15 protein-coding genes are annotated in these 16,785 nt (G+C 70.3%); 6 read left to right on the top strand and 9 right to left on the bottom strand.

Translation table 11 applies throughout. The features are described 5' to 3' along the window. The first annotated feature begins 692 nt into the window (after positions 1-692). Positions 693-1,055: a hypothetical protein gene (locus FOF48_RS14810; protein ID WP_143901975.1), complete on the top strand. Its 363-nt coding sequence runs from the start codon at positions 693-695 to the stop codon at positions 1,053-1,055. On the opposite strand, the gene FOF48_RS14805 is transcribed toward FOF48_RS14810, so the two are convergent. The 6 genes from FOF48_RS14805 to FOF48_RS14780 form a co-directional block, all read right to left on the bottom strand. After that, positions 1,052-2,386: a di-heme oxidoredictase family protein gene (locus tag FOF48_RS14805; RefSeq protein WP_143901973.1), complete on the bottom strand. Its 1,335-nt coding sequence runs from the start codon at positions 2,384-2,386 to the stop codon at positions 1,052-1,054. The two genes, FOF48_RS14810 and FOF48_RS14805, sit on opposite strands and share 4 nt — an antisense overlap. Before the next feature lie 20 nt (positions 2,387-2,406). Further along, positions 2,407-3,492, bottom strand: coding sequence for an imelysin family protein (locus tag FOF48_RS14800; protein ID WP_143901972.1), 1,086 nt, complete (start codon positions 3,490-3,492; stop codon positions 2,407-2,409). Positions 3,493-3,547: 55 nt separating this feature from the next. Then, positions 3,548-4,951: a hypothetical protein gene (locus tag FOF48_RS14795; protein WP_235685671.1), complete on the bottom strand. Its 1,404-nt coding sequence runs from the start codon at positions 4,949-4,951 to the stop codon at positions 3,548-3,550. Positions 4,952-5,070: 119 nt separating this feature from the next. Continuing rightward, positions 5,071-6,051, bottom strand: coding sequence for a DUF3108 domain-containing protein (locus FOF48_RS14790; protein WP_143901970.1), 981 nt, complete (start codon positions 6,049-6,051; stop codon positions 5,071-5,073). A 25-nt stretch (positions 6,052-6,076) separates the two neighbouring features. After that, complete coding sequence (locus tag FOF48_RS14785) at positions 6,077-7,738, bottom strand: DUF4091 domain-containing protein (RefSeq protein ID WP_304503214.1); 1,662 nt, start codon at positions 7,736-7,738, stop codon at positions 6,077-6,079. A 57-nt stretch (positions 7,739-7,795) separates the two neighbouring features. Beyond that, on the bottom strand, positions 7,796-8,602 hold the full coding sequence (locus tag FOF48_RS14780) for a DUF3108 domain-containing protein (RefSeq protein ID WP_143901966.1): 807 nt from the start codon (positions 8,600-8,602) through the stop codon (positions 7,796-7,798). A 287-nt stretch (positions 8,603-8,889) separates the two neighbouring features. Here FOF48_RS14780 and FOF48_RS14775 point away from each other — a divergent pair, with 287 nt between their 5' ends. Then, entirely contained in the window at positions 8,890-9,111 is a 222-nt protein-coding gene (locus FOF48_RS14775; protein WP_143901964.1) for a hypothetical protein, read from the top strand. A gap of 19 nt (positions 9,112-9,130) precedes the next feature. Here the strand turns inward: FOF48_RS14775 and FOF48_RS14770 are convergent, their stop codons facing one another. Both FOF48_RS14770 and FOF48_RS14765 read right to left on the bottom strand, forming a co-directional pair. Then, entirely contained in the window at positions 9,131-9,802 is a 672-nt protein-coding gene (locus FOF48_RS14770; protein WP_143901962.1) for a YggS family pyridoxal phosphate-dependent enzyme, read from the bottom strand. Further along, positions 9,799-10,392, bottom strand: a complete 594-nt coding sequence (locus FOF48_RS14765; protein ID WP_143901959.1) for a nucleoside triphosphate pyrophosphatase — start codon at positions 10,390-10,392, stop codon at positions 9,799-9,801. Before FOF48_RS14765 ends, FOF48_RS14770 begins: the two co-directional genes overlap by 4 nt. Before the next feature lie 63 nt (positions 10,393-10,455). Here FOF48_RS14765 and FOF48_RS14760 point away from each other — a divergent pair, with 63 nt between their 5' ends. Continuing rightward, complete coding sequence (locus FOF48_RS14760) at positions 10,456-11,556, top strand: sensor domain-containing diguanylate cyclase (RefSeq protein ID WP_143901957.1); 1,101 nt, start codon at positions 10,456-10,458, stop codon at positions 11,554-11,556. Here FOF48_RS14760 and FOF48_RS14755 read toward each other — a convergent pair whose 3' ends face one another. Next, the gene (locus FOF48_RS14755) at positions 11,557-13,137 is read right to left on the bottom strand and encodes a peptidylprolyl isomerase (protein WP_143901955.1); all 1,581 of its coding nucleotides are present in this window, start codon (positions 13,135-13,137) and stop codon (positions 11,557-11,559) included. A gap of 229 nt (positions 13,138-13,366) precedes the next feature. Between FOF48_RS14755 and mreC the strand changes: the two genes are divergently transcribed. The 3 genes from mreC to mrdA are packed head-to-tail and all read left to right on the top strand — an operon-like array spanning position 13,367 to position 16,784. Then, on the top strand, positions 13,367-14,230 hold the full coding sequence (gene mreC / locus FOF48_RS14750) for a rod shape-determining protein MreC (RefSeq protein WP_143901953.1): 864 nt from the start codon (positions 13,367-13,369) through the stop codon (positions 14,228-14,230). After that, complete coding sequence (locus FOF48_RS14745; protein ID WP_143901951.1) at positions 14,227-14,727, top strand: hypothetical protein; 501 nt, start codon at positions 14,227-14,229, stop codon at positions 14,725-14,727. Before mreC ends, FOF48_RS14745 begins: the two co-directional genes overlap by 4 nt. Continuing rightward, on the top strand, positions 14,724-16,784 hold the full coding sequence (mrdA, locus tag FOF48_RS14740; protein WP_143901949.1) for a penicillin-binding protein 2: 2,061 nt from the start codon (positions 14,724-14,726) through the stop codon (positions 16,782-16,784). Before FOF48_RS14745 ends, mrdA begins: the two co-directional genes overlap by 4 nt. Position 16,785: the final 1 nt, after the last annotated feature.

The raw sequence follows: 16,785 nt of genomic DNA, 5'->3' as shown, positions 1-16,785 counted from the left end.
TCCGCTTCCCAACGTCGGGCCGGAGCCAGGGGCCCCCTCCGCGCCCCAACGCCGGGGCGGAGCCACGGTCCTCCTCCGCGCCCCAACGCCGGGGCGGAGCCACGGTCCTCCTCCGCGCTCCAACGCCGGGGCGGAGCCACGGTCCTCCTCCGCGCCCCAACGTCGGGGTGGAGCCACGGTCCTCCTCCGCGCCCCAACGTCGGGGTGGAGCCACGGTCCTCCTCCGCGCCCCAACGCCGGGACGGAGCCACGGTCCTCCTCCGCGCCCCAACGTCGGAGCGGAGCCACTGTCCTCCTCCGCGCCCGACGCAGAGAGATGACGTCACGGTCCTCCTCCGCGCCCACCGCAGACCGCGCCGCAAGCAGTTGACGGCGCCGCCAGGGCTCAATCGCGCGCCTCGGAATGCCAGGGCGCCGGTCTGGAGTGTCAGGCCGCCGGGGCCCGCGACCCCCATCGACCCACTTGCTCCTGTATCGGGAGCCCTGATTCCAGCCAGGGGACGAAACGCAGCCACCTGTCCACAGGGGGTCACCCACACGGAGCCGAAGCTGCCATCGCGGCACGTGCCGAAGCGGACCGCGGGGCGTGCCTGAATGTCGAGCCCGGCGAGCTCCGGTCCCGGGACCTCCTCGCACCCGTGGGCAGGGCTTGGAAAATTGACCGGACGCTACGGGCCTGTAGCTTCCTGAGCATGCCCTCTCCCGTCGCAGCCCTCGCCACCCCCGCGATGTTGCGCCGCACCGACCCCGTTCGCGGGGCGGTGGAGCGCCTGGCCCACGCGCTGCCCGCTCGCGCGGACACGAGCGTCCTCTTGGACTTCGTGGAGGATGACCTCCGCGAGGGCCTGGATGCCCTGGGCGACGTGCAGGCCCACTTCCATGACCTGCTCCTGGCCCTCCAGCGCGACACGCTCACGCCGGTCACCCTGTTGAACGCGGGCGAGGACCTGCACGTGCTCCAGCGCCTGGAGGACCTGCACGAGGTGGTGACCCACCTGCGCCGCCGCATGTCCCAGGCCGCCGGGATGCTCCGCGACGGTTCGGTCGCCCGCTAGAGCGACTGGAGGAAGCGCACCAGCGCGGCCCGGTCGCTGGCGGAAAGGCTGCGGAACCCCTCCCGCGCCCGCTCCGCTTCGCCGCCGTGCCACAGCACCGCCTCTTCCAGCGTCCGGGCCCGCCCGTCGTGCAGGTAGCTCGAATACGGAAGGATGGTCTGCGTCAGCCCCAGGCCCCAGAGAGGCGCCGTGCGCCACTCGTTGCCGGTGGCATCCCCATCCGGCCGCCCGTCCGCCAGACCCGCGCCCATGTCGTGCAGCAGCAGGTCCGTGTACGGATGGATGCGCTGGTGCGACAGCTCCGCCACCGGGTGCTCACCCGTCTCCAGCGTGTCGCGGTGGCACGCCACGCAGCCCAGGTCCTTGAACTTCGCCTCACCGCGCTTCACCGCGGCGTCGTCCATCGCCGTGCGCGCCGGCACCCCGAGCGACTGCGCGTAGAACACGGCCGCGTCCAGCGTGCGCAGGGGCAGCTCGAAGGTGCCGTCGGCTTCCGGGAAGAGGGGCGATGAAATCCCCATGTCGTTGAAGTACGCCTCCGCGGACTGCTGCCGCAGGTTGGGGCTGTTCGCCTTCCACCCGAAGCGGCCCGGCACCAGCGCGCGCGCCTGGACGTCCCACACGGTGTTCAGCCGCCCGGACACCCCGTCGCTGTTCGCGTCCGTGGGGTCCGCGAGCGCCTGGAGCGTGGCCACGTCCACCGCTTCCAGCAGCCCCAGCCCGACGACAGGAGGCGGCAGGCGCAGCGACGTCCGCATGTTCGAGGGCGGCGCGGAGCCGTCCGGCATCACGATGGTGATGCGCGGCGAGCGCAGCCCGTACGCCGTCCCATCCGCGTACGTCCCCTCGCGCTCCTCCCAGGCGAGCGTCACGCTGGCCTCTGGCGAGGCGCCGTAGACGGCCTGGTCTTGAATCTGGAGGCCCAACCCCGGCACGGGCACCGCGCCGTTGGGGTGGTCCGGCGTGCCGTCCGGGAGGCTCACGCGCACCAGCAGCTGCGTGCGCTGCGGGCCTCCGCCCATCACCGGCATGCCCCGCCCGTTGCGCAGGTGGCAGCCGTTGCACGAGGTGTTGTTGTACGCCGGCCCCAGCCCCGGGTTCACCGGGGCCGGGCCGGGCACGAAGACGGCGGCGAAGGCGGCGTCGCCCTCGCGGTGCAGCGCTTCGTGCTCCAGGCTGAGGTTGGGGGCGGCCTGCGCGAACGCCCGCGACGTGCGATCGTTGATGGTGGTGTCGCCCCCCGCGCGCGGCGGTGCCTCCGGAGCTTCGGTGTCCTTGCCGCCGCAGCCCGCGAGCCACAGCAGCGCCCCGAGTCCGAATACCCGTCGCATCGCGTTCCCCTGCTTCAACATCAGTTCAGGATGACAGCCTTCACGTTCACCTGGAAGGTGTCGTGCAGCTTCCGGATGGCGGCCTGCGCCCCCTCGATTTTATCCGCGGAGGCCGGGTCCTTGATGGACACCGGGAACGGCTCCGGCACCTTGCCCAGCGCCGCGATGGCCGCCGCGATCTCCGCCTTCACGCGCGTGTCCAGCGCCGCGTCGCGCTCCTTCACCACGTCCGACATCGACAGGCCCTTGGCCTCGCTCTCCGGGCGGTGGCCCAGGTAGACGTTCTCCACGCTGCGGATGTTGTTGGTGAAGTCAGACAGCGAGTTGAGCGCGAACTGGCTCTCCACCAGGTTGGGGTCCTTCGCGTCGTACGGGTCGGCGATCTTCCCGTTCGCCACCTCGTCGAGGATGGTCAGCACGCCGCCCAGCATCTCCTGCGCGCCCGACTCCACGGTGGGGTACACGGTGTTGCCCGCCTCGCCCGCCTTGGCCAGCGTGTCGCGGTAGGGGGACTGCCCGTTCACGCCCGTCGTCCAGGACGACGCCAGGTTGCCCGACACCGTCTTCAGCTCCGCGGTGAGCGCGAGCAGGTACTCGAACTGGCGCGCGTTGAAGTCCGCCGGCTTCTTCGCCTGGCCCTCGCCGAAGAGCAGGTACTCCGTCGTGTGGTAGCCCTTCTGCGTCTCCTGCAGGCCGCTCACGTACTGCTGCGTCAGCTTGTCGCTGTTGCCCAGCACCGCGTCCAGGTCCGTGCGGTTCACCGGCCAGCTGTCCATGGCCGGGTCCCACCCGTAGCTGTCCACCGGCCCGAAGAGGAACGCCTCGCTCTGCTCCCACGGCACGCGCGCGGCGAACCACGCGTCCTGCGCCGCCTTCAGCGTCGTCGCGCTGGGCGCGTTCTTCAGCGCCTGCGCCGCCGCGTCCAGCTCCACCATGCGCGTCGCCAGCAGGTTGTAGGTGGGGACCACCACCGCGTCCGCGAAGTTGACGACGAGCTGCTGATCCAACGAATCCAGGTTGGTGTTGCCACCGTCATCGTTGCTGCAGGCGCCCGTCAGCAGCGCGCCACCCACCAGCAGGGAGAGTTTGAGGGAACGGGAGAACATGGGATGCCTTGTGACCTTTCTTGCAACTGCGTTTCAGACAGTCGGGAGTGACGAATCAGTAGACGAAGCCCGTCGACATCCGGAGCGTGTTCTCCGGGCGGAAGGCCGAGCTGCCCATGCGCCGGTGTCCGAAATCCAGCTTGAGGACGGCGAGCCCCGCGAGCGTGTAGCTGGCGCCCACCGTGTAGACGGTGCGCTCGAAGCGAGGGTTGTCGAAGAGGTCCGCGCGGGGCTTGAACTGGGAGTCCATGAAGTCCACGCGGACGTACGGCTCCAGCCGGTGGTTCCCGTTGAGTCCCAGCGAGGGCGCGATGTCGTAGCCCAGCTCGCCCCAGGCGGAGAGCGCGTTGTCGGACACCGGCGTGCGCAGCACGTTGAGCAGGTTGGACAGGCGCGCGTTGCGCGCGGACACCGCCGCGGCGTTGCCCAGGTGGCCGTACATCACCATCGCGTGCGCCCGCCAGCGGCCCCGCTTCACCGACAGGTGCGCGTCCGCGATGAACAGCGGCGCGTTCACGTACCCGCACGGCGCCACCACGTTGGGGTTCGCGTCATCACACTGCTTGAGCAGGTCCGGCTTCGGCCGGTTGCGCGTGGTGCCGCCGTAGTAGGCGGACACGCCGAAGGTGAACCCCTCGAAGCGCCGCACGTCCGCGCGCAGCACCGCCGCCAGGTCGGAGGCGCGCACCAACTCGAAGCGCTTCTGCAGGCCCGTGGCCACCCACGTCTGCGAATTGAACCCCGTGGAGTCCAGCCCGTTCACCACCTGCCCGGTGAGCCGCACACCCCAGGGGATGTCCCACCGCACCTGCATCCCCATGTCGTTCCACGTGTTGGGGATGATCCGCGTCTCCGCCTCGGAGCGGGTGGTGCCCAGGTAGTCCGTGGGGCGGTAGTCCGAGAAGAGCGTGCCCACCGCGACGTAGAAGCGGCCCACCGACACCTCCACCTGTCGGCCCAGCTTCTTCGTCAGGTACAGCTCCTCCACCATCGCTTCGCCGGCCTTCTCCACGTCGGTGTCGAACTCGCCGAACTCCTCGTACTCGAGCTCCATCGCCGCGCCGGTGCCGCCGTGTTCGAACTCCACCTCGAACTCGGCCTCGAGGCCGTACTCCGGGAGCCCCGCCTCCAGCTCCAGCGACAGGCGCGTCGTGTCGAACGCCAGCCGCGAGTCCTTCTGGGACCCGTTCGCCCGGTTCTGGTTCTCCCCGTAGTTGAAGTACGCGAACTGGAGGTCCGCGTAGGCATTGATGTCCAGGTCGAGCTTCGGCTTGCTGCCCACCGTGAGGACGGTGTCCGTCTTCTCGTCCTCCCCGACTCGGCCGTCATCGAGGAAGCGCGTCCGGCGTCCGCGATTCTCGTCGGCCCTTCGCGGGGCCTCCGCGCGGGCCACCAGCGGCAGCAGGAACAGGGGGGCACACAGCAACGTCAGGAGAGGACTCAGGAGTTGGGGACGCATCGAGCGGCGCGCACCCTACGCCCGGGGTTTTGACTTTGCAAACCACTCTCATTTGGATGGCAAGGAAAAGCCCGCGCTCCCGGAGGAGGCGGGCTGGGGGGTGGGGCTTCAACCCCGCGTCACCACTTGAGATCTTCCTTGCCCTGGCTCTCCAGGGGTTTTTCTCCGGGGCGTTTCACACCGGAGAGGGTGAGGCGCACCGCGCCCAGATCGATGGCGCCCACGGCGGCCAGGGGCAGGCGGCGGTCGTCGTCGGTGATCCACACGTGCACGTCGCGCGTCTGCGACGGCCGGTCCAGGCGCACGGCGGTGCCGGCCAGGTGCCACGCGTCGAACTCGCCCAGGGGCAGGGACACGTGCTCGCGCTCCACCACGGTGGCCGTCATCCGCCACATGCGGCGGATGCCGTACACGTCGAAGCACACGGGCAGGTCCTTCTTCAGGGGGAGCTGGCGGATGAGGTAGATGGCGCCGGCGACGTCCAGGCCGTCCTTGTCGAACGTGTAGTCGTAGTGGCCGCGGGGCTTGTCGCTGACCTGGTAGTCCACCTTGACGCTCTTGTCCTGCGCGCCGAAGACGACGTCCACCTTGCGGCGCTGCTCGTTCTCCACCGCCTCCTCGGCGTAGCGCGACGGGCGCAGCGTCTTGGGGTGCAGGTAGCTGGTCGCGCTGCCGCGCACCCGGCGCACCTTGGAGAAGAGCGTGTTGGTCTGCGCCTCCACCAGCACCGGCAGCGTGCCGCTCACGGGCCGCTGCACGCGCATGGTGAGCTTGCCCGCCTTGGCGCCCATGGCGTCCAGGTCGAACTCGAGCAGCTCTCCAGGCTTGAAGGCCAGCGGCGTGCGCAGCGCGGGCAGGCCCCGCTCACAGGGCTGCACCGCGACGACGGGCTCGTTGGCGGACGCGGCCGACGCCGCGTCCCCGGTGTTCGACTCCGGGTTGGAGGAGCTCCCCGCGTCGGGGTTGGCCTCCACGGCGCCCGCGCCTGGGCGCAGGGCGGAGGGGAGGGTGAAGGGCTGGGCCTGCTGGGCCTGACCCGGGGTGGCGCTGACGGCGCTGAACGCGAGACAGGCCGCGACGAGGGTGCGCATGGAGCTCATTCTGCTTCCTCCCAGGGGGGAGTGACTACGGGGTACCCCCGGAAGTCCGACGTCCGGAGCGCTTCGCTTGTTCAGCCGACCATCGCTTCACGATGCGCTCGGTCACCTCCTGGCGCACGGCTTCCCACTCCGCTGGGTCCCGGGTGATTTCATAGCCGGACCGGGCCAGCCGCTTCGCCGCGGACCGCGCGAAACCGCTGTCCCCCAGCGCCGCCAGCAGGTGCAGGTATTCGTAGTCCTCCAGGCCGTCGCGGATCTGTTTGAGCCGCAGCGTCACCACCGGCTGGTGCTCCACGCCGCCCAGCTTCGCGGGAGTGCCCGGGTAGAAGAGCGTGCCGTCCCCGTTGCCGCCGAACTCGAAGACGTCCGTCCAGACATCCTTCTTCGTGTTGTAGGCGAAGACGGTGTCGTAATAGAGCTCGCCGTCCACGCCGCTGGAGTAGGCCAGCACGCCCATGGCCCGGTTGAGCGGGGCGGGGTGGTCCACCATGTATGAGGCCCAGCCGCTGTACGCGGTGTCCTGCGCCTTGTCCTCGGGGGGGCCGCCCGTGCAGCCATGCGAGTTGCAGCTCTGGTACCACCACACCTTCGTGCGCGGGGCCAGGCGTGAGCGCACGGTCGCGGTGTTCGCCACCGTCCGGCACGTCTGCGGGCCCGGTCGCGGGTAGAAGCAGTTGAGCGTGGGCGCGAGGATGTCCGCCGAACCCTGGAGCGCCGCGTCCAGCGGCGTGGTGACGAGCACGGGGATGTGGGCCTCCGCTTCGCGCACGCGCTTGGACTGTGCCCTCACGAGCGGCACGTCCTCGGGCTTGGGCTCGTCCTTGGCGTAGAAGAAGAGCTGCGCCTTCCAGCCCTTGTCCTCGAAGTGCTGCTGGAAGGCGCGGTAGTACGCGGACTTCTCCGCGTCCGTGAGGGCCTTCTTGTTGTCGCGCACGTCGCTCGTCGTGAAGCGCGCGCCGGAGGGCAGCAGGCTGCCATCCAGGAAGGGCGCCATCTCCGCGTCGTACGCCTTCCAGTCCAGCACCGCGCGGCCGTCCTGGAACTTCACCGGAGGCGGGTCCATGCCCATGCCGTGCGCGCTCACGCGGTGCTCCAGCAAGGCCTTGCCGTACGCGCGCAGCAGCGCCTTCGCCTCCGGTGAGTCGGCGGCGATGCCGTGCCCCTTCGCGATGCTGTAGAGAGAGATGCCGAAGCTGTTGGGCAGCGAGGACGTCGCCGGAATCTCGAACGGCTGCACCTCCACGGTGAAGGGCACCGCCGGCAGCTCCTTGCCGTCCGCCTTCGCGCTCAGGCTGCCGCGGTAGGTGCCGGCGGCCTGGTTCCGGGGAACGCACACCTCCACGTAGAGGACGGTGGGGAGCTTGGGATTGGCGGGCGCGGACAGGGGCACGAGCGCGTCGGGCCAGGGGCCCTTCTGGCCCTCGCCGTTGGACGGCGTCTTCACGTCCAGGTAGGCCTCCCGCCACGCGTCCACGGTGAGCGGCCTGCCCGGCCCCTTGAGGACCCGGGGCTCCAGCGTCACCCGCGTCACGCCGTGCGGAAGCACCAGCTGCGTGCCCTCGCACTCGCCCTTCGCCGCGCTGAGGTGGGCCTCCTTCGCGCCCTTCGGCGTCGCGTCCGGCCGCACCTTCACCAACGGAGACACCACCTGCACACCACCCGGCGCGGCGGAAAGCACCGCCGCCACTGCCCATGCCCATCCCACGCCCATGCCCCCTGCCTTCCCTGATGGGAGGACGACGCTTCAGTCGTCCGTGTTGTCCGCCCGGGCCACCGTCACCACGCGGCCCGGCTTGTAGTCCGTCAGCTCCGCCACCACCGTGCCCAGCGCGAGGTCCGCTTCGATGCGAACCGGGACGTGGTGCTTGTCCGCGCTGAGGTACGCGACCATGTCGCGGTTGGAGGCCAGGCTGCCCTCGAATTCAGTGTGAACGCGCACGCGGAACGTGTCGCGCGCGCCCGCAGGAGTGGTCAGCGTCTCCCGGCCCTCCACGGTGGCGCGCATGGTGAACTGCTTGCTGCCGGTGAACACCGGGTACGCATAGCTGCGGCCCACCACCAGCTCCTGTCCGCGCAGCATGAACGTCGCGCCCGCGACATCGAGCGTGCCCTCGGGGAGCGCGTGGTCCGACTCGCGCGGCGCGTCGCTCTCCTTCTGCTTGATGACCTTGGCGCTCCGGCCGTCCGCCGTGAGCTGGATGCGCTGGCGGCGGCGCTTGCGGTTCTCCTCCGAATGCAGGTCGCTGCCCGTCACCCGCTGGGCGCCCGCGTCCCAGTACGTCACGAAGCGGCTCTTGATGGGGTAGACGCCGACCATGTCGTCGGACTTCGCCAGCGACACGATGGGCCACACGCTCTGACCCCACTGCATCATGGGCGCGCCCACGGTCACCGTCGCGGTGCCCGCCGTCAGCCCCAGGTAGCGCACCCGGTACTGGGCCTGCTCACCCGGGGCGAAGGCCGCGCCGGAGGGCTCCTGGGCATGCGCCAGGGCGGACCCCATGAGTCCCACCATCGCCGCCGTGAACCCCCACCTGGACAGACTGCGCATCGGGTGTGCTCCCTTGGCTGCAAGTTAGGTGGCCGGTCCGCCCAATCCAACCGCGCTGCGCAACCGCCCCCACCACCGGACATTTCCGGGACGGACCGCCGGGCACCGGCATTCAAAGTCGTACGGCCGCCGGCCCTCCAGGCGCGTCCGTGCTCCGCCGCGCGGGACAGGCACGCAGGGGTACCCGGGAGCACCCTCCGCTGACAAATGGAGGACAGTCGGCCGCGCCCGCCCGCATGCCCTGCCAGGGCACACCCGGGCGCCTCTCCGGTGCTAGCGTCGCGTCCATGTCCAACGACTTCCAATTCGACGACGACGACTTCGCGAAGGATGCCGGCGCGGCGAGCGGCACCCGCGTGTTCAAGGAGTTCGACTGCCCCGGGTGCAACGCCAACAACCCCGTGGATGACACGTTCACCGACGGGGACGAGCTGCGCTGCAACTACTGTGGTTGCGAGTACCGGGTCAGCGTCAACCAGGAGGGGCGGATCCGATTCCGGGAGCTGTGAGCCCCCGGCGGATTGCCGTTCACGCGCGATCGCCGAAGATGGCGGTCCCCACGCGCACGACGGTGGCACCCTCCAGGATGGCCTGCTCGAAGTCGTGCGTGGTGCCCATGGAGAGCGCGCTCAGCGCGTGCGTCCGGGCAAGCTCACGCAGGCGGGCGAAGCCCTCGCGCATCCTCGCCACGTCATCCGTCGGCGGTGGCAGCGCCATCAGGCCCACCAGCTGGAGGTTCGGCAGCGCGCGCACCTGGGCGAGGAATCCGGGCAGCGCCTCCGGCGCGAGGCCGTGCTTGGTGTCCTCGCCGCCCAGGTTCAGCTCCACGTAGCAGGGCAGGGGGGCCATCCCCGCGCGCCGCTTCGACAGCTCGGTGGCGACGTCCAGCCGCTCCAGCGCGTGGAAGGCGTGCGCGACGCGGGCCACGTACTTCACCTTGTTCGTCTGCAGAGCGCCAATGGCGTGCCAGCGCAGGCCGTCCAGGTCCGCCAGCTCCACGGCCTTGTCGCGCAGCTCCTGGGCGTAGTTCTCCCCGAAGTCGCGCTGCCCCGCGGCGTACGCCTCGCGGATGAGCGCCGCGGGCTTGAGCTTGGACACCGCCACCAGCGTCACCGACGACTCCGGCCGCCCCGCGCTCGCGCAGGCCTTCGCCACGCGCTCACGCACCCGCGCCAGCTGGTCCGCCACGGAGGGGTTCACCGCGTGCCCCCGCTCCAGGGCAGCGGCATCCCCACCTGGGCGAGCAGGGCCAGCGTCTCGGCCAGCGGCAGGCCCACCACGTTCGAGGGACTGCCGTCGATGCCCGCCACCAGGAAGCCGCCCTTGCCCTGGATGGCGTAGGCGCCCGCCTTGTCCAGGGGCTCGCCGGTGTCCGCGTACCAGGCGATCTCCTCCGGGGAGAGCGCGCGGAACGTCACCTGCGTGCGCACGACCTGGGAGGCCTGGGCCCGGCCCGCGACCGCGATGCCGGTGAAGACCTCGTGCGCCTGTCCGGACAGCAGGGCGAGCATCCTTCGCGCCTCGGCCGCGTCCTGGGGCTTGCCCAGCAGCTCCGACCCCAGGGCCACCGTGGTGTCCGCGGCCAGCACCCAGGCGTCCGGGTGTCGGGTGGCCACCGTGCGGGCCTTCTCCACGGCCAGTCGGTGGACGTAGTTCCGCGCAATTTCTCCGGCGAACGGCGTTTCATCGATATCCGCGGCCGCCACGGTGAAACGCAGGCCCAGTTGGGCCAATAAATCCTTGCGCCGGGGCGAGGCGGAGGCGAGAACGAAGTGAGCGGTTGGATCCATGGGCGAGTGCGGGTTTGACGCGCTCGCGGGCCTTAGCAGACTTGCGCTCCAGAGGGCACCTCGATGAACCCCGCGGACCTCCTGTCGGCCATGAAGCGGACAGTGGAGCAGCTGGCCGCCTACAACGAGATGGCCAAGGCGCTGACCTCCACGCTGGAGCTGCGCGAAGTGCTCGCGCTCGTGATGCAGAAGGTCAGCGCGCTGCTCAAGCCGCGCAACTGGTCGCTCATCCTGCAGGATGAGCGCAGCGGAAAGCTCTACTTCGAGATCGCCGTGGGCGAGGGCGCCGAGGCGCTCAAGGCCCTCCAGCTCAACCCGGGGGAGGGCATCGCCGGGGCGGTGTTCGCCTCCGGCACCGCGCGGCTCGTCCACGACGTGGGCGGCGACCCCAGCTTCGCGCCCCGCTTCGACGAGGCCTCCGCCTTCCACACCCGCTCACTGCTCGCCGTCCCCCTGGTGGCGCGCGAGCGCGTCCTGGGGGTGATTGAGCTGGTCAACGGCCCCACCGAGCCCACCTTCACGCCCGAGGACCTCACCACCCTCACGGCCATCGCGGACTACGCGGCCATCGCCATCGAGAACGCGCGCAACTTCCGCCGCGTGCAGGAGCTCACCATCACCGACGAGCACACCGGCTGCTTCAACGCGCGGCACCTGCGCGCGCAGCTGGAGCAGGAGGTGAAGCGCTCGGCGCGCTTCCGGCACCCGCTGTCGCTCGTGTTCCTGGACCTGGACCACTTCAAGTCCATCAACGACCGGCACGGGCACCTGGTGGGCAGCGCGACGCTCAAGGAGGTGGGCGACCTGCTCATCAGCCTGGGGCGCCACAACCTGGACGCCGTCTTCCGCTACGGCGGCGACGAGTTCGCGGTGATGCTGATTGAAACGGACACCGAGGGTGCCCAGGTCATCGCCCAGCGCATCTGCGAGGCGTTCCGCGGCCAGCGCTTCCTGCGCGAGCAGGGGCTGGACGTGGCGCTCACCGCGAGCGTCGGGGTGGCGTCCTTCCCGGGGCACGCCACGACGTCCGTGGACCTCATCCGCGCGGCGGACTTCGCCATGTACGCGGCCAAGGGCCGGGGGCGCGACCGGATCGCCGTGGCCGAAGCCCCCACGGGGGAGGGGACCCCGCGAGAGGTCCCCTACGCCCGCTCCGAAGGCTGACTACCCCGCGGAGCCCAGCACCGAGTCGATGGCCTCGGTGTTGGTGACGACGTTGCCGGTCTTCTTGAGCGACTTGAGGAAGGACTCCGTCAGCTCGATCTGCTTGGCCTGACGCGCCTGGCTGCGCAGCTCCTCCTTGCGCTTGTCGAAGCCCGCGGTGTCCGGCTTCTCGCGCTCCACCACCTGCGCGACGACGTTCGCCTCGCCCACGGTGAAGACCTCGTCCAGCACCACCGGGCCGGAGGCTCCGAAGGTGGCCTTCACCAGCTCCGGCGCCGGGCCCAGGTGCGGCACGGAGTCACCCGCCGCGGTGAAGCTGTCCGTCTCCACCGCCTCCGGCTTCGTCTCCGCCTCGAAGCGCAGCAGCGCCGGCTGCTGGCCGGGGGCCACCGGGAACTGCTCCTTCAGCGACTTGCCAGCCTTGGCCGCCGCCAGCGCCTTGGCGGCCTCCGCCTTCGCCAGGCCCTTCGCCTGGTCCTGCTTGTAGAGGGTGGTGGCGATCTCGCCCTTCACATCCTCCAGCTTCTTGTTCTGGGCGTCCTTCTTCTCCTCCACCTTCACCAGGTGCAGGCCCAGCGGGGACTCCACCGGCTGCGTCACTTCCCCGGCCTTGAGCGCGAACGCCGCGTTGGCCAGCGCCGGATCCCACGTGGTGCGCTCCACCCAGCCCAGCTCGCCGCCCTTGGCCTTGGTGGCGGTGTCGTCGCTGCTCGCCTTCGCCAGCGTGGCGAAGTCCTTGCCGCCCTCCAGCTCCTTGCGCAGCGCCTCGGCCTTCGCCTTCGCCTGGGCCTTCTGCTCGGCCGTCGCGTCCGGGGCCACCTGCACGAGAATCTGCCGGGCGCGGATCCGCTCCGGCACGTTGTAGACGAAGCTGTTCGCCGCGTAATAGTCGGCGATCTCCTTCTCGTGCGCCTTCTGGAACGCCGCCAGCTGCGCGGCCGTGGGCGCCGGGACCTTGTCCGCGTACATCGTGGGCAGGAAGCGGGCGAACACCAGCTTCGCCTGGTTGCCTTCCTTCTCGTAGCGGGCGCGGACCTCGTCGTCCGACACCACCGCCCCCGTGCGCACCACGTCCAGCATCTTCTGGGCGGCCATCTGGCGCCGCAGCTCCTGCTCGTACTCCTGCGGCGTGCGGCGGTAGAAGTCGCGCAGCACCTGCTGGTAGCGGGCGAAGTCGAACGCCCCCTCCTTGGAGTGGAAGTCCGTGTTCTCGTGGATGAGCTTGCGCAGCTCCTCATCCGACGGCGTGATGCCGTGGCGCTCCGCCGACTGGGCGAGCAGCTCCGCGTTCACCAGGCGGTCGAGCACCTGCTTGTCCAGGCCGAACTGGCGGGCCACCGACTCCGGGATGGGGTTGCCCTGCGAGCGCAGGAAGTTCATCTGCCGCGACCAGGCCATGCTGAAGTCGCGCAGGGGGATCTCCTTCCCGTTCACGGTCGCCGCCGCGCCGGTGCCGGGCGCCTGGCCACCACCGCCAGAGCCGAACCCGTTGCTGCCCGGGCCGAACTGGAGCGTGAACACCACGGCGATGCCGATGATGAACAGGAGGGAGAAGACCTTCCGGGGATTCAAACCGTCCATTGTGGTCACTTCACGGTCGGAAGCGCCCGCGATTCACCTTGCGGAAGGTCTCGCGGCGCCGTGTTGTTGGTAGCCCGGCCGGTGGGGATGCATCAGTGTCAACACCCCCTCATCCGGGCCTTGACTGCCTAGGACAACAGACCGGAAAATGCAAGCGATTCAGAGAGCTTAGCCCGCCCCTTCCCCCCTTCAACCGCCGTCCTCGCCCACCCCGGGAAAGCCCCCGTCCGTGCTGTCTCTCCTCAAGCGGTACCGCCGCTTCCTCCTCGTGACCGCCCTCCTCTTGTACCCCCTGGGTGCCTTCCTGCTGGGCGGCCGGCGAGGGCGCGATCCGAACTTCGTCGACCGGGGCGTCATCGCCCTCACGGCCCCCGTGCAGCAGGGGCTCACCGCCGGCATCGATGGCGCCGTGGCCGCGGTGCGCAACTACCTGGACCTGCGCGGCGTCCGTCAGGACAATGACGCGCTGCGGCTGGAGAACCTGCAGCTCCGGGCGACGGTGCAGGCCCTGGGGGAGACGCGCTCGGAGAACGGGCGCCTGCGCAAGCTGCTGGCGTACGCGGAGGCCTCCCCGGGCGCGGAGATCCCGGCGCGGGTGGTGGGCGTGAACCCGGTGGCCAAGCTCCTGTCGGTGCGGATCAGCAGCGGGGAGAAGGACGGGGTGTTCCGGGGTATGTCGGTGGTGACGCCGGACGGCATCGTCGGGCAGGTCATCCGCTCCACGGGCGGGTACGCGGACGTGGCGCTGGTGACGGATCCGCAGAGCCGGGTGGCGGTGCGGGTGCAGCGCTCGCGGGCGCGCGGCACCGCGGCGGGCGCGGGCAACGGCCCCCTGAACCTGGAGAACATGCTGCGCACGGAGGACGTGGAGGACGGCGACCTCATCATCACCTCCGGCACGGACGGCATCTATCCGCCGGGGCTGGTCGTGGGGCGGGTGACGCAGCTGGAGAAGAAGGAGCACGGCATGTTCCAGGGCGCGGACATCCAGCCGGCGGTGGACACCAGCCGGTTGGAGGAGGTGCTCGTCGTGGGCAGCCCCTACAGTGCGATGGCCTCCGGCGGGGCCTCGGCGGAAGGCGCGCAGAAATGAAGTTCCTGGTGACAGTCATCCTGGCGCTGGTGTTGCTCACGCTGGAGTCGGTGTTCGTCCAGCAGGTGGGGCTGGTGCTGGGGCGCGTGGACGTCACGGTGGTGCTGGTGGCCTTCCTCGCGCTCCGGGCAAGCCTCACGGAGGGCGCCTGTTCCGCCTTCGCGGTGGGCTATCTGCTGGACCTGATGAGCGGCCAGCCCACCGGCCTGTTCACGTTCCTGGCGGTGTTCACCTTCCTGGTGGGCCGGCTGGTGGCGTCCTTCGTGGACGTGCGCGGCCCGGTGGCCTTCGCGCTGTTCGCCATGGGCGCGGACCTGGGGCACGGCCTGCTGTCCACGTTCTTCACCTGGCTCACGGTGAAGGAGGGCTCCACCGCGCCGCTGCTCTCCGGCATGCCGGTGCAGCTGGCCCTCACGGGCGCGGCGGCGCTGGTGCTCTTCCCGCTGTTCAAGCGCTTCGAGGTCGCGCAGGAGCGTCCGGCGGGGTTGCTCCGTTGACGCCTCCGACCATTGGCAACACCACCCCGGGCCGGGACCTCAAGCGCCGCTTCCTGTGGCTGGGCCTGGCCATGTCGCTGGGCATGGTGGCGCTGGCCATCCAGCTGTACCGGCTCCAGCTCATCCGCCACGAGGAGTACGCCGCCAAGAGCGTGGCGAACTTCGTGAAGGAGGTGCGCCTGCGCGCGGACCGGGGCGTCATCAAGGACGCGCGCGGCACCATCCTGGTGGACAGCCGCCCCTCCTTCGACGCCTTCGTCACGCCCGCCTTCTGCACGGACTGCTTCGATCAGGTGATTCCCCGCCTGGGGGAGCTGCTCCAGTGGGACCCCGAGCAGCGCAAGAAGATTGAGGACCTGGTGCGCGCCAGCCGCCGCAACGCGCCCTTCCAGCCGGTCCCGGTGCGCGTGGACCTGACCCGCGACGAGTACGACCGGCTCAACGCCCGGCGCGACATCCTGGACGGCGTGGAGGTGGTGCCCGTGCCGCACCGCAACTACCGCGCGGACACGGTGCTGTCGCACGTGCTGGGCTACATGAATGAAATCACCATGGAGGAGCTGGAGCGCCTCAATGGGGACGGCGCGAAGTACGCGCTGGGCGACTACATCGGCCGGCGCGGCCTGGAGCGCTACTTCGAATCCAAGCTGCGCGGCCAGGACGGCGTGCGCAAGGAAGTGGTGAACGCGCGCGGCCAGACGATTGAAGAGCTCAACGACAAGCTGGGGGAGAACGCGGTCATTCCTCCCACGGCTGGCAGCAACCTGGTGCTCTCCCTCGACATGCGCTTGCAGGAGGAGGCGGAGCGCGCGTTCCCGGGCGTCACGGGCGCGGTGGTGGCCATCGACGTGAACACCGGCTTCATCAAGGCGCTGGTGTCCCGGCCCGGCTTCGACCCCAACCTGCTCACCGGCCGTGTGACGCCCGCGCAGATGTCCACGCTGGCCCGGGACCCCCTCCACCCGATGATCAACCGCGTGGCGGCCGAGCACTACAGCCCCGGCTCCACCTTCAAGGTCATCACCCAGCTGGCTGCCTTCAAGTCCGGCCTGTTCCGCCCCGAGACGGTGGTGAACTGCTCCGGCGGCTACCGGCTGGGCGCGCGTGTCTGGCGTTGCCACAAGGACAGCGGCCACGGTCCCCTGGACGGCCGGGGCGCGATGAAGGCGTCGTGTGATTCGTGGTTCTACAAGGTGGCGGACACCATCGGCCTGGACCCCATCGCGGAGATGGGCAAGTCGCTGGGCCTGGGCCGCCCCACCGGCATCTCGGTGGTGGCGGAGGTGCCGGGCATCATGCCGTCCAGCGCGTACCACGACAAAGCCTCTCCTGGCGGATACACCAAGGGCATGGCGCTCAACAGCGCCATCGGGCAGGGCGACGACAACGCGACGCCCCTGCAGATGGCGCTGGTGTACGCGGCCGTCGCCAACGGCGGGACGCTCTACAAGCCGCAGCTGGTGCAGCGGCTGGAGAACCTGGATGGGCAGGTGATGGAGGAGTTCAAGCCGGAGGTGGTGTCCAAGGTGGAGATCAACCCCGCGCACCTGAAGGCCATCGTGGAGGGGCTGGAGGCGGTCGCGCAGGAGCCCGGCGGCACCGCGTACCGCGCCAAGCTCAAGTCGGGCCTGCCCCCGGACATGCTGGTGGCGGCGAAGACGGGCACCGCGCAGGTGGCGCGCATCGGCACGGTGCGGCTGAAGACGAACCAGATGAGCTACTTCGAGCGCGACCATGCGTGGTTCGCCGGGTTCGCGCCCGCGGACAAGCCGGAGCTGGCGGTGGTGGTGCTCAACGAGCACGGCGGCCACGGCGGCGTGGACGCGGCCCCCACGGCGCTGGCGGTGATGAAGAAGTACTTCGAGCTGAAGGCGCAGGACGCCACGTCCCCGCCGCCCCGCGCCAACCAGCCCTACACCCCGTCACTGCCGCCCGAGCCCAGCCTGGACCAGGCCGCGCTCACGCGCGCCGTGGTGCCTCCGCCCAAGGTGAACCTGCCGGGCGAACCCATCCAGCCGCCCTCGGAAACCGGAGACGACAGTGCAACTGCGGATTGAG

The organism is Corallococcus sp. Z5C101001 (assembly GCF_007352635.1).
Taxonomy (GTDB): domain Bacteria; phylum Myxococcota; class Myxococcia; order Myxococcales; family Myxococcaceae; genus Corallococcus; species Corallococcus silvisoli.
This window is presented reverse-complemented; position numbering and strand designations above follow the sequence as displayed.